Raw genomic sequence first — 12,365 nt, 5'->3', positions numbered from 1 at the left:
TGCCGCGCTTTGAGACCTACCTGTGCAGAAATACCGATAGATCCCACTCATCCATCCACTCGATCTTGAAACGATCCCCCTCGAACTGGATAGGCAACCAGACGTAGGTGCCAGTGATGGGATCTTTGGGGCGCCAGATGTCGAACATGGCAATAAAGGCACCGGGCTTACCTTCGACTGGCAGGATAAAGGTGCTCTGCCCGCCAAAGGTTTTTTCGGGGCCGAGTTGGTTCTGTGGATTTACCCCCATGCACGGATTCTCCAGCTCTTCCCATGGGCCGAAGATGTTGTCGGCAACGGCTGACCTTGCTGCATTCGGACTCCAGCCGGTGCAGCCGGATGCTATCAGGTAATACCTCCCTTCATGTTTACAAATGGCAGGCGCTTCCATCCAACGGAACGGAAAGACGCGAACATAGGAGCCCGCATGGTCGAGGTAATCGTCCGTCAGCAGGGATATGTGAAGAGTTGAGTTATGTTCAGAGGAATAGAGGTGGTAAGCCTTGCCGTCATCATCCACAAATAAGGTCATATCGCGTGCCATTTGTCCGCCCTCCATGTGAGAACCCAGGATGTTAAACTGTTTGTGCTTATCAGACGGACCACCACTGAATTTCTCCTTTTCCGCCTTAGTTCTCGCAATAGACTTGGGGTCTTTCTCCTCCGGCGTGACGTTTTGGGGCCAGTGACCGGCGTTGGGCCGAATACTGCGCACAAAAGTAAACGGGCCAGTCACGTTATCGGCCACGGCGATTCCGCTTCGTGCCGACGAATAACCACGACCTTTCAGTTCTAGGTGGAACCACATGACAAACTTCTTTGTCTTCGCATTAAAGATCACTTTCGGCCGTTCAAGGACACAACCTTTTGCGATATCGCTGTCCGGATTACTGGAAACCTCCAGTGCAATTCCTTCATCCGTCCAGTTATAAAGATCTTTTGATGAGTAAACGTGCACCCCGACTTGAGCTTTGTTCCCGGGAGCTCCTCCGACCTTATGCTCTCCATACCAGTAGTAAGTGCGTTCATGGAACAGAATGCCGCCTCCATGCGCATTGATATGCTCCCCCTTCGTATCCAGCCACATTTGTCCGGGCTTGATGACAGTCTGCTGAGCAGTCGCTGGAGCGAATAAGCCGATCAGACAGAACAGCCAAAGACAGAAAAAGGCACACGGCACATCGCTTAAAAAGGTATGGGAGGTCATTTTACACTGAGGGGTCATCTTACTCATTATATTTATCTTTTAATCGTTTTTTTTGAACTTTTTCCGCTGACTGATCCAAAGAAAAAATTTCAGACCAGTCAGCCGCTTTCAAGAATCAGCTCACGCGCATGGTGCCCGGTTGTTGCATGAGCGTATGTAGTTTCGGCAAGTGCGTTTCGTAAACACCGCAATATGAAGTTTTATTTTTTGATACAAATAGTCTCCTTCGCTCCGAGCTTCGAGTTTAACGGATTGTATACATCTGTCACATACGCTTTGCTCACGCAATGCCCGGTTCACAGTCATAACAGTTCAGCTCTGGCTTACTTTCACCCACCAGCGCGAATTTTCACGACACCATGAGAATTGGTGCCCTCACTTCCTTTGATACGGGCACGTAGGGTATAGATCGCATTCGGGTTTATCTCGGGCAAGATGAGTTTATACTCGATGCCCTTAAGCGTTTTGCCGCTAAACCCAGTGTGTCTGTCGATAGCGACTTGCCGATCATCCTCAAACAAGGCGACTTCGCTGATGTCCAATGCATGAGCACCTCCTTGATAGAGAAACACCACCTCATACTCGCCACCAGTAGTGATCCTTCCGTTGGTGGAATATGTGACCTCTTCCCAATCGAACGGCGTAGTGCGAGGATCCCAATGATCGATTTCCACATGGTTGAAAAAATCCTGAGCGGACAACTTCTTAACTAGGTCTTTAGCGTAGCCGATCTTTTGAATACCCCAACGCTTTAACTGCGTCCGCATACGCTCCTGAAATGAGCCAAATTCCATATTCCCCTTTAGCGTCCAACCGACTTCGGCATAGGCAGCAAGGCGAGGGTAGATTTTTAGCTCCATGCTCTCGACGGTCGGAATCCACTCGCCCTCGTTCACCACGACCATCGCAGGTTGAGGGATGATGGGAAGAGTCGGGTTGTCTAGTGCAGTCGCGGTAGTGCATAAACCGATGAGACTTAGTAGACAAACACAGCAGAAAAAGGACGGGGGGGGGTAATTTTCATCTTAGGGGATCTATCTTATATAATTATTCGCTTTTCAATGTTTGATGGGTGGCAGAGGAATCGCCTCGATTGAACTTAGTTATAAGTGAACCACACGGTTGCCATTGAGCGGATGCTTTTGCTCTTGGAACGGTTCTGTCAGCATTTCTTTCCGACGCGACTGCCAGAAGCTGTGATGCTGTCCCACAACTATAAGGTGCGATGAGGCTGGGATACACTGATACGTGGGTCCATTGGCTAGCTTTATATACACGAAAACTCAAAATGACTCTTTTAAAGATCAATAATTCAGCGAAATTTGAGCGTTCTATCCTTCGGACAAACGTCCGATATACCAAAATTTTTCACTATGGTATAGTGCAGGCTACCCCGGCAATAAATATTCCTGTTATCGAAACTTTTCGCGACGGATGACAAATTTGCCAACAAGCCATCCCCCATCATAGATGCAGATGAATCCAAGAAATAAAGGATATTAATGAGATACATACAAGTAAGTGGATTCATATTGGGTGTGTGGTTGTTGCTATCAGCAGGCTTACAGGCGGCGTTGATTGGCCGGGATGATTTTGACGGAACGGAAACGTTTTTGAGTAAAGTTAATTCTAATCCCACAAATCGTGGGGCTTTAGTTTGGGACTCGGTGAGTCGAGCGACCGTGGCAGAGCAAGCGGTGATTGATACCAGTGTTTCAGCGGGTGGTCTTATTGGGCTCAACACGGGAGATGTGGACGGCTTTCTGGAGTCGACCAAGACGGATCATTTTTTTGCAATGTATCGCGGCGGAGTCAGTGCTGCTCGCACACTCACCTATACCTTTGACATTAGCGGGAGCACCTATCTGAGCTTATCCATGGACTGGGCTTGCTCGGGTTATATTCACGAACCGTTGATCAGTGTTACGTATTCCATCGACGGGGCGGATCCGACTACTATTTTTTCTGTTGGCTCTTCCGCTGAGGACTGGACGGAAACCATGGAAGATGGACGGGAAGTGCTTAATGGACGCAGCGCAACAGTAACGGCAAACGGAGAGGTAGCCAATCCGCTCACCGATCGGTTTCAAACCTACACTCCGAAAATCACAGGCTCGGGCTCGGTGCTAACCGTAACCATTACGATGGGAAGCGGAGTTGGAGGTCCTGCCTATGGCTTGGATAACATCGCGCTATATGCATATGATTTTATGGACTATTTACCTCAGCACGTGGCTCACCTCGAACCATATCGATGGGATAAAGTTCAACGAGGATGCTTTATTCGTTATATAGGCGATGGTGCCTACCCTGAAGAAGCTGTGCAGATTATTGCTGAGAGCTGTACGTATATTCATGGTCAAAATAAGGTTACACAAAGTTCAAGAGAGCAATTTACAATTCCTTACCCGAAGCGGATATACCGGTTTGCTTATAAGAATTTGACGAAACATTATGACGGCCAGGATTCAATATTTTTAAATGTTCCGCAGTGGTTTATGCATGAAGCAGGTGGATCCCCTAATATCGTGACCGACGACTATCCGACTCTTAATTTAACCAATACAAACACGCTCTATGCCGGCATGAATTTACATGAGTGGTGGGTCGCCGATATGAGGGACACCATTAATCCAAATCTTCCGGGTAATACTATTTTCATCGATTCACTCAACGGAGCGATGCGAGCGGGACAGAGCGGAAACTATGACTATTGGGGGAATGCAATTGGGGACGGAACGTATTATGATAACGATTATACAGAGAATTATTTAAAGCCCTTGTTAGCTAAAATTCGGGATGAATTTGCCGATGAGATGATTGTCACGGGTAACTACTTAAATCCTTGGTTTCTCCCGGATGGAAACTATGAGTACGTGAGGGACTATTTACACTGCTGCTATATTGAAAATTCAGAGCGCTTTGATGATAGCTATACAGATATTTTAAACATAGGAATTGATCAAGTTCAGCGGGTGAGTGAAGACGGGAAAATGATCTTTTTTAATCTCGGCACCGGGAAACCAACTCCTGCCCCAACGTTGACGATAGAAGCAATGCGTACAAAAGCATCCAATGCAATGCCCGAGTTTTACGCTTCTTTGGACATAACCGAACAGGACGAGTTAGCGGAGTTGTATGCGTATTTCGAGTTCAAGCTCGCGATATTTCTTTTATCGGCAAATGATTATTCTTATTTTTGTTATCAAGAGACGCCTATTGGTGATTATGGAGGAACTGATCTATTTAAAATCGTTCCGCCCTTTCCCGAATTTCAATATCCTTTAGGTGCGCCGCTTGGTGCTGCGGGCCAAAATGGAAATGAATGGACCCGCCAGTTCGAACATGCTTCTGTCTGGCTTAACTCTGGAACTGGAGAAGCTAAAGTTGAATGGCATAAAATATCGGCAATAAATTGTGGCGGCGATGCGTACACAGATGCCAATGGCGTAGAATATGCGCTCGACCGCAGCTTTATTGGTGGGAGTGCCTACACGACCACGGATGCAATTGCCGACACACTGGATGATCCTCTGTACCAAACTGAGCGATATGGGGATTTCGCATACCAAGTTCCGGTAGCCAATGGGAACTATAATGTGGTCTTGCAGTTTGCTGAAATTTATTACACGCAGCCTGGAAAACGACAGTTTAATATTCTCATTGAGGGGACGCCCGTTTTGGTTGATTTAGATATTTATGCTGAGGCAGGTCATGATGTTGCCTATGATGTGGTGGTTCCAAATGTGATGGTTTCTGACGGGACTCTCTCTATCGAAACTGCTGCCTCTGTAGAAAATCCAAAACTGTCTGCTTTCCGGTTCGCTGAAACGGCCGACGAGGGTTTTGCAAGCTGGATTGTAGGATATGGGCTCTCGGGTACCATCGCGACAGAGACCGCTAATCCGGATAGTGATCACTTAAACAACTTCGAAGAATATATCGCTGGCACCAATCCCAAGGTCTTCGACACCTTTGGCGTATCTCACTTCACGGCAGGAGGCAGCACTACGATTGAATGGAATGCGGTCCACGGGCGCGTTTACAAGGTTTATTGGTCGAGCAACTTGCTTGATGGATTCACGCTGATCGGGAGCAATATTACTGATGGCGTGTTTATTGACACGGAACACACAGAAGAGCCCTCGGGCTTTTACAAAGTTACAGTCGAGTTGGAATAACAACGGCATTACTTTGCTTGCAAGCGAAGCAAGCAACCGCCGCCTGAATGCATCGTAACATTAATTGTGTCACTAGATTGGAGCATCTTCTTTGAGTGCTTCATTTTAACTTTGTCGGACATATCGTCCTCGACCAAGCTGCCAACCCAGCGACCTTCCGACAAAAACGAAAGATCTAAAACATAATCACTCTCCGCGTCCGTTCCATTGAGAACAACCACATACCATGTGTCACCTGCGCGACGGGCAAATGCGGCGATTCCGCCAATCGTACTTCCCTTGAGCACGCGGGTTTCATCCCAAACGGCAGGCACGCTTTTGATGTAATCCAGTGCTGAGCTTTGAAGATATTCCTCCGGCTTATCGGCCCAACACAGGATGGGTGAGGTATAAAGCACGGCGCTCGCTAACTGCAAGGCCGAGGAGGTGCCTCTCTGATACTTTTCCTGAAAGGTAGTCGGCGTAAAGTCGCCATGTCCTGCCAACATACGAGTGAACGGAAGTGTCGTATAGTGGCTAAACGGAATAGCTCTCCACTTAGCTTGTTCTAGCCCGTAAATTGCCTCACGTGTCATTTCATTGGGCCAGGTGCGCGCTTCGCCTGCCGGTTTATTGGCACCATGGAAGTTAACCATGATTTTGTATTTTGCTCCGATACGCAGGCAGTCTTCATAAAAATTCAGAAGGTCTTGGCTTTCACGGTTAATAAAGTCCAGTTTCACACCCTTAATCCCCACTTCAGCGCACTTTTTGAAAAATTCCTCTCGCTTCGCTTCCGTATCCAAACCATTAAACTGCCGATCCTCCGAGGCATAGTATGAACGCCATGCCCAAATGCCTATGTTACGTTCGGCGGCGTAATCACACAGTTCTTTCATTTTCACCCAAGGGCTTTCACCGGGCTCGAACCACTCCTGACGGGAGTGTTCCCAGCCTTCATCCACGAGATAATACTGGCAATTCAACGCTACCGCCTGATCCACAAATTTCTTCTGAGTGCTCCAGTGTGTCCCGGGATCATCATAAGCCCACCATTGCCAAAGCGAACGCCCCGGCTTTATCCAGTCTGTCTCAATCCCTTTGGGAAATAACTCAGGATCCGGAGCTGGGCAGACATTGTGAACGAGATCATTATTGACCAGTTCATTCAGGTCCTCCGCCACCATCAGCAAGCGCCATGGCGTTTTCACCGCTCCATTCATCATCCAGCCACCACGGTTGTCTTCAAAGACACTCTCGAGCGTATACGTTTGCGTCGGCTTAAATGTCATCCCGCTATAGCCCATGACATTGGCCTCGGTCAAAGCGCCATACATGCCGTTGGGGTAAACCAATGTAATTGGCCCGCCAAGAGTCGCATCCACTATTTTATCACCCCTGGCTTTCATCGTAAGCGGAATCTGATCGATACGATGATTGGTATAGATGCCTTCGTAGTTTCTTGTGTTGGTTTGATACCATGCAGTCGTATTATTGGGTAACTGCCAAGTGGGTGAATCGCCTTTGATTCGAGTGGGCTTATCCAGATTCAAAAGGTAGCGAAATGCAATCCCTTCATTGTAAGCACGTAGCTCTAGAACCCAGTCCCGCTCCTGGCTTTTTGCCTCTACGAGCTTCCCGTTACAGTGGTTCTCGACCAGAGACTTGTTACCGCGCCACGGGTAGGACTCGTTTACCGTATAGGTGCTTTCTTTGCCCAGTCTAACTCCACTTCCCAAATCCCGATCAGCAACGATGACGCCCATTCGGGAGTTGAGTAACAGCTCCCCTTTGCTGTGAGTCACTGAGTATAGCAACTGGCTATCCTCGACTTCTACATTGATCACGAGTTCCCCATTGGGGCTTTTCAACTCAATGGCTGAGAGTAGAGATGAGCTACACAGTAGCAGACAGGGTATAAGTAATTTCTTCATATGAATTGATGCTGGCTCACTGGATTCAGTTTTCGAATGGTGAGCTGACTGTTAAAAAGAAAACATCATACCATAAATAGCAGACTCTGCCTATCGGACACATGACCGATAGGCACTTGGAGTTTTTGCGGTGCATTAGAAATTGCCAATGAACCACCAGTGGTAACTGCCCAAGAACTGTCATGCGGTGTCTACCGTTACTCGTCGGCCAGATCCATAATTCTGATATTGCGGAATCGGTAGATTTGCCCGTCTTCGCCATGGTGCTGAAGGGCGATGTATCCCTTTGAATCTACTTGATCATGGATATCTGTTGTGGTGACGCCATTGACGGAGATCTTAATATGATCACCGCGGCATTCAATACGGTATTTATTCCAATCATCACGTTTGAAACTGGTGCCCACGCGTTTGGTAAATTCAGCGATAGACTGTAACTGTTCCTCCTTGGATGCGGCATGATCCCGGTTCGGTGAGATGAACCATTTGCGGCGTCCTTCATCGTACAGGCCGCCTGACCAGTTTCTACTGGAGGGGTCTACTTCCGCCTGATAGCCGAACATTTTGTTCTTTGATTTGTGACTGCGGAACAGGAAACCTGAATTGGATGGGCCCTCTGGCATTTTCACTTCCGCTTCGAAAATGAAATCAGAATATTCCTTTTTCGTGGCGAGGAACCACTTTGATTTCTCCGTGGTGAGGTGAATTTCTCCGTCCACGATTTCAGCCTTTCCCCAGTCATATGGATTCTCCCAATGTGTGAGGTCTTTACCATTAAAAAGGTCAATCCATTCGCCTGCGAATGATACGCTGCCAGTCAATAGGCATGCCACCAGTAAACTCATCCAGTATTTTGTATTTCTCATATTATGCTTGGCTTTAAACTGTTGGTAGTTCGTAGCCCGCGCGGCGCGGGCGATCTTGCATCGAGGCTGCTTTGGTGTCGCCGATGATTTGTTGGGCGGCAGGATCCCATAGCAAGGGACGGGCTAGGCGCTCTGCGATCGCTCCGAGTTGGCAAATGGTGCCGGTTCGGTGACCGACGGATGCGGGGCAAATCGTTGGTTCCCGGGACTTGACCGAGTCGATAAAATTCTGGCGGTGATTCTTTGACTCGTAGACTTGAATATCGTCGTCGGTGAAACGATGACGCTTCAAGTCGACTGGAATGGTATCGAGTTTACCTCGGCTGACATGGACTTCACCTTCGCTGCCAATAAAGCGAATCATGTGGCCATGGTCGGGCTCCTTGTCGCGCCAGACAGTGATGCCGTCCGCGTAGCGGTAATGGTGATGTGTGGCACCTTCGTAACCTAGTGGGATGAATTCGACAGGCCCTGTGTCGTCACGGCCGAGTGCCCATTGCACGATGTCGTAGTGGTGTGCGCCCCAGTCGCCGAACTTGCGGTTCCCGTAGTCCCAATAGCAGCGCCAGCCTCCGCCGTATTTCGATTTTGAGCGATTTTCAGAATACCCATAGTAGGGAGTCGGTCCAAGCCAGCGATCATAGTCAAAGCCTTCTGGAACAGGGATCACTGGCTCCTGCTCTGGAGGCAGTGGCATCTCTCCTAGTCTACAATAGACCTCTTTAACCTCGCCGATGAATCCGTTGCGAACCAGATTCGCAGCGATACGGAAATGAGCGGATGAGCGTTGTTGTGAACCGACTTGTAAAATGCGGCCATATTTCTGCTCGGCAGCAAGCACGGCTTTGCCCTCCTCAATCGTCAGTGTCATCGGTTTCTCCACATAGACATCTTTACCTGCTTTCATTGCTGCGATTGCCACTGCGGCATGCCAGTGGTCGGGCGTGGCAATACAGACGAGATCGACATCGGGGTTTTGCAAGAGTTCCTCATAGTCGGGGGTGCTGGTCACGGATGTGGCACCTTTACCGGCCAGAAGCTTTTTGGCATCTTTCATTTTCTGTTGCCAGAGGTCGCAGACCGCAATGGCTTGCAGCTCACGCATACCAGCGAAGGTCGCAAGGTGCCCTTGTGCGATCAGGCCTGTTCCGATGAAGCCGATACCCATGCGAGAATTGGCGGCGGCTTTCTGCGAGTTTCCGAGAGTCTCGGATCGGAGCACCATCGGGGCGCCTAGGATTGCGCCCGCAGCGACTGCGGATTGTCTTAAGAATGAACGTCGGGGGATGGATTTGCGTGGTGTCATAATGGTTGTGATTCGTTGTCCAGTGCTGGCCGAGTTGGGGTGATGAGATGAACGATCGTCTGTGGAGTGATATTCTACTCTAAAATGCTAAGGTCGCCATCCGTCATTCGCGTGATAGCTTTGGCTGTGGTATGGCGGGGTTCATTGTTGCTCATTCAGTAGGCCGAGTAGACGTCGTGACATTACTAATAATACGACGATTCGTCTGTCCCTCATTAAGGGGGGACAGACAGATGGAATGGGGGCCCCTCCCCCTGCTCGCAGGCGACAGAGCGGACTAGAAGCCCTACCTTGGCGGCATGAATACACGCCAAAATATAAAGATCAAAGATCCGATCACTCCCACACGCTCAAACTTCGCCTGCCCTCGAAGGCTGAGCTAGACACCAATCAGGCGTGGCAGAAACATCGAGAGCGGCGCCCAGTAGGTAATCACCAGCAGCGCGATCACCATCACCGCATAGAAGGGCAACATGGCCCTTGAAACACTCATGATATCGCTCTTGCCAACGCCGGCGCCGACGAAGAGACAGGTGCCGACAGGTGGCGTCAAAAGGCCGATGCAAAGGTTCGCGATCAGGATGATTCCAAAGTGCACCGGATCCAAACCCAACGCAGTCGCGATTGGTAGAAAGATCGGCGTAAAGATCAGCACGGCGGGCGTCATGTCCATAAACACACCCACCATCAGCAGGATCAGATTCATCATCAGCAAAATAACGATCGGGTTTTCCGACAGGCTAAGTAAGCCCGCGCTGACCTGCTGCGGCACCTGCTCTTGAGTCAGTAAGCGACTCATGGCATAACTACAGGCCACCAGAAAGAGCACCACTGCGGTCGTGCGTGCGGCTTTCAAAATAATCTCAGGCAGGTCGCTCCAGGCGATTTCCCGGTAGCAGACAACGCCGAGTATCAAGGCCCACAATACGGCGATGGCCGAGGCTTCAGTCGCAGTGAAGATGCCCTCGAGGATGCCGCCCAACACGATGATGACCAAGAGTAAGCTGGGCACTGCACCCAATAAGGAAGCCATCAGCGGTGGATAGCTCACTGCGACTCCAGCCACTGCTTTGCCATAGCCCCGCTTGAGGCAGAGCACCAGTGCCACGGCCATAATCCCCAGCCCCACCACAATTCCGGGAACGATCCCCGCCATGAAAAGCGCGGCCACAGATACATTCCCCGCGACCAATGCATACACGATCATGATGTTACTCGGAGGAATCAAGAGTCCGGTCGTTGCCGCACTGGCGGTGATCGCAATATTGAAATCACGGTCGTAGCCCTTGCGGTTCATCTCAGGGATCAAGGTGCCCCCGATACTGGACACAGCCGCCACGGAGGAGCCACTGATGGCCCCAAAGAGCATGCAGGTCATGGTATTGACTGCCGCCAAGCCGCCGGGCAAACGCCCCACCACTGCGGTGGCCAGGTCGATCAAACGACGAGCCAGTCCCCCACTGCCCATCAACTCGCCGGCGAGGATGAAAAAGGGAATCGCTAGGAGCGCAAAACTGTCGATTCCATTACTTAAATCACTGGCCACGGATAAAGGGATGTTGTCGTAATCCAAGGCCACTGCAGTCACCACAGTGACCATGCCCAGCACAAAGGCGATCGGCACTCGCAAGCAAAGCAAGGCCATGAAGAGTGCCATCAAAATAGCGAGTTCCTGTGTCATGATGCGTCCTCCTGTGCTTCCGGAGCTGATCGCAAGGCATCCAATAAACGCTCCAAACTGAAACAGGACACCAACAGCCCACTGACAGGTAGGGCCAGGTAAAACCAAGCGCGGGAAATATCGAGCGCGGGCAAGAGCTGTCCCGACTCGAAGCGTGCAGCCACCAACTGTCCCCCGCCCCATGCCATGATGATCACTGCGAAGACCAAAACGAAAAGTTGCACGACTACCCCAGCCCAGCGTTGCACGTCGGCCGTCCATTGGCGCACCACCACATCCAGCCCGAGATGCTGTCCCTCACGGCTGGCTAAGGCAGCGCCTAACAAGGCCAGCCAGACCATCAACAGCCGAGCCAACTCCTCCGACCAGCGGGCCTGATGCCCCAGCAGGTAGCGCGAAGCGACTCCCCAGAGCACATCGACCACCAGCACGATGAAGATGATGATCAGTAAAAAATTAAGAAGGCGCGAGGCCTGTTGATTGATCCGTTTCAGCATGGCTCACTCCTCACTAATTCGGCGCACGAGCTCACTCAATTGCCCGGTTGCATATTTATCACGCACGGACTGTGTGGCTGCCATAAATGGTTCAATGTCCGGATAGGTCACATTCACGCCCTGCGCTTCCATCAAGGCCAGCGCCTCTTTGTCCCCCACGGCCCAGGCTGCGCGCTGGAATTCGCTGGCCTCACCGGCTGCTTGCAGCAGCCATGCCTGCTCTTGCTCGCTCAGGCTCGCCCAGGTCTTCAAACTGATCAGCACTATGTCCGGCACGCGGGCATGATGGTCGAAAGCAAATTCCTTACAGACCTCAAAGTGACGCGAGGTCACGAAACAGATAGGGCAAACTGAAGATCTTGCAGACAGAGACGAAGTTACTAATCGGCGCTGAACTACCCTTGGCAATGTCGAGCGTGCCTGCTTGCAACTGCTCCATCGTCTGCGTCTCACTGCCCAACTGACCATTGGGAAATACCTGCAGCCGCAACTGCCCACCCGACAGCTCTGCCAGCCGCTTCGCCATGTGCTCCAACCCGGCATGCACCGGGTGTGTCGTGGGCGAATTGTGCGACACCTTCAGCTCGCGCCCGATAGTCGTGCCTCCACCACTAGGGCTAAAAAAGGCAAAAGCCAATGAAGCGAGTATCACTCCAATGAATACACCCAGGGAAAGATAGGATTTGTTCTGGTTCATTTTACGGGACTATAAGT

Annotated in this window: 10 protein-coding genes; 1 reads left to right on the top strand and 9 read right to left on the bottom strand. The window is 50.5% G+C overall.

Annotated elements, in window-relative coordinates; genetic code table 11:
• Nucleotides 1-16: 16 nt before the first annotated feature.
• Nucleotides 17-1,207 (bottom strand): glycoside hydrolase family 43 protein, encoded by a 1,191-nt coding sequence (locus tag SH580_RS00980; protein WP_345786241.1) that lies wholly within the window; start codon nucleotides 1,205-1,207, stop codon nucleotides 17-19.
• A gap of 329 nt (nucleotides 1,208-1,536) precedes the next feature.
• A complete protein-coding gene (locus tag SH580_RS00975) occupies nucleotides 1,537-2,112 on the bottom strand; it encodes a hypothetical protein (protein WP_319833136.1) in 576 nt (191 codons plus the stop codon).
• 597 nt (nucleotides 2,113-2,709) lie between these two features.
• Here SH580_RS00975 and SH580_RS00970 point away from each other — a divergent pair.
• On the top strand, nucleotides 2,710-5,388 hold the full coding sequence (locus SH580_RS00970) for a malectin domain-containing carbohydrate-binding protein (RefSeq protein WP_319833135.1): 2,679 nt from the start codon (nucleotides 2,710-2,712) through the stop codon (nucleotides 5,386-5,388).
• An 8-nt stretch (nucleotides 5,389-5,396) separates the two neighbouring features.
• Here SH580_RS00970 and SH580_RS00965 read toward each other — a convergent pair whose 3' ends face one another.
• The 7 genes from SH580_RS00965 to dctP (SH580_RS00935) all read right to left on the bottom strand — a co-directional run bounded on the left by SH580_RS00965 (nucleotide 5,397) and on the right by dctP (SH580_RS00935) (nucleotide 12,348).
• Nucleotides 5,397-7,301 (bottom strand): glycoside hydrolase family 97 protein, encoded by a 1,905-nt coding sequence (locus tag SH580_RS00965; RefSeq protein ID WP_319833134.1) that lies wholly within the window; start codon nucleotides 7,299-7,301, stop codon nucleotides 5,397-5,399.
• 197 nt (nucleotides 7,302-7,498) lie between these two features.
• Nucleotides 7,499-8,167, bottom strand: coding sequence for a 3-keto-disaccharide hydrolase (locus tag SH580_RS00960; protein ID WP_319833133.1), 669 nt, complete (start codon nucleotides 8,165-8,167; stop codon nucleotides 7,499-7,501).
• A 13-nt stretch (nucleotides 8,168-8,180) separates the two neighbouring features.
• Entirely contained in the window at nucleotides 8,181-9,473 is a 1,293-nt protein-coding gene (locus tag SH580_RS00955) for a Gfo/Idh/MocA family protein (RefSeq protein ID WP_319833132.1), read from the bottom strand.
• 379 nt (nucleotides 9,474-9,852) lie between these two features.
• On the bottom strand, nucleotides 9,853-11,154 hold the full coding sequence (locus SH580_RS00950; RefSeq protein WP_319833131.1) for a TRAP transporter large permease: 1,302 nt from the start codon (nucleotides 11,152-11,154) through the stop codon (nucleotides 9,853-9,855).
• On the bottom strand, nucleotides 11,151-11,651 hold the full coding sequence (locus SH580_RS00945) for a TRAP transporter small permease (protein ID WP_319833130.1): 501 nt from the start codon (nucleotides 11,649-11,651) through the stop codon (nucleotides 11,151-11,153). The genes SH580_RS00950 and SH580_RS00945 overlap by 4 nt, the downstream gene beginning before the upstream one ends.
• 3 nt (nucleotides 11,652-11,654) lie before the next feature.
• Nucleotides 11,655-11,984, bottom strand: coding sequence for a TRAP transporter substrate-binding protein DctP (dctP, locus tag SH580_RS00940; protein WP_319833129.1), 330 nt, complete (start codon nucleotides 11,982-11,984; stop codon nucleotides 11,655-11,657).
• Nucleotides 11,965-12,348, bottom strand: a complete 384-nt coding sequence (dctP, locus tag SH580_RS00935; protein ID WP_319833128.1) for a TRAP transporter substrate-binding protein DctP — start codon at nucleotides 12,346-12,348, stop codon at nucleotides 11,965-11,967. Before dctP (SH580_RS00935) ends, dctP (SH580_RS00940) begins: the two co-directional genes overlap by 20 nt.
• Between the last annotated feature and the right edge of the window lie 17 nt (nucleotides 12,349-12,365).

Source organism: Coraliomargarita algicola (genome assembly GCF_033878955.1).
Lineage (GTDB): Bacteria > Verrucomicrobiota > Verrucomicrobiia > Opitutales > Coraliomargaritaceae > Thalassobacterium > Thalassobacterium algicola.
Note: the sequence above shows the minus strand (reverse complement) of the source record. Positions and strands in the feature narration are given on the sequence as shown.

What these genes read in the sequence shown, in the direction of transcription:
- SH580_RS00970 (WP_319833135.1), top strand. Translation starts at nt 2,710, where the DNA reads ATGAGATACATACAAGTAAGTGGATTCATATTGGGTGTGTGGTTGTTG.
- dctP (WP_319833128.1), bottom strand. Translation starts at nt 12,348, where the DNA reads ATGAACCAGAACAAATCCTATCTTTCCCTGGGTGTATTCATTGGAGTG.
- SH580_RS00955 (WP_319833132.1), bottom strand. Translation starts at nt 9,473, where the DNA reads ATGACACCACGCAAATCCATCCCCCGACGTTCATTCTTAAGACAATCC.
- SH580_RS00960 (WP_319833133.1), bottom strand. Translation starts at nt 8,167, where the DNA reads ATGAGAAATACAAAATACTGGATGAGTTTACTGGTGGCATGCCTATTG.
- SH580_RS00950 (WP_319833131.1), bottom strand. Translation starts at nt 11,154, where the DNA reads ATGACACAGGAACTCGCTATTTTGATGGCACTCTTCATGGCCTTGCTT.
- SH580_RS00980 (WP_345786241.1), bottom strand. Translation starts at nt 1,207, where the DNA reads ATGACCTCCCATACCTTTTTAAGCGATGTGCCGTGTGCCTTTTTCTGT.
- SH580_RS00975 (WP_319833136.1), bottom strand. Translation starts at nt 2,112, where the DNA reads ATGGTCGTGGTGAACGAGGGCGAGTGGATTCCGACCGTCGAGAGCATG.
- SH580_RS00965 (WP_319833134.1), bottom strand. Translation starts at nt 7,301, where the DNA reads ATGAAGAAATTACTTATACCCTGTCTGCTACTGTGTAGCTCATCTCTA.
- SH580_RS00945 (WP_319833130.1), bottom strand. Translation starts at nt 11,651, where the DNA reads ATGCTGAAACGGATCAATCAACAGGCCTCGCGCCTTCTTAATTTTTTA.